Here is a 212-nt window from a genome sequence, read left to right as displayed (position 1 = left end):
TTTGGTGCTGCGGCCGGGGTGGACAACTGCGAGGTGACGATCACGGAAACGATCACGGGCAACGTCAACAGCTGTGGTGTGGGTAGCTTCACGCGTACCTTCACGGCCACCGACGGGCAGGGCCTGACCAACGTCCAGGTCTGCCAGCAGCGGATCACGGTCTACGGCATCCACGACTACCGGATCACCTTCCCGACGGACGAAGAGGGCAC

The 212-nt window shown here is 63.2% G+C and carries 1 protein-coding gene; it reads left to right on the top strand.

The window, feature by feature from the left end; genetic code table 11:
* Positions 1-212: hypothetical protein (locus H9S92_RS00065; RefSeq protein WP_187464694.1), on the top strand; the 212-nt coding region annotated here is incomplete at both ends.

It is taken from the genome of Neolewinella lacunae (assembly GCF_014349155.1).
Classification (GTDB): Bacteria; Bacteroidota; Bacteroidia; order Chitinophagales; family Saprospiraceae; genus Neolewinella; species Neolewinella lacunae.
This window is presented reverse-complemented; position numbering and strand designations above follow the sequence as displayed.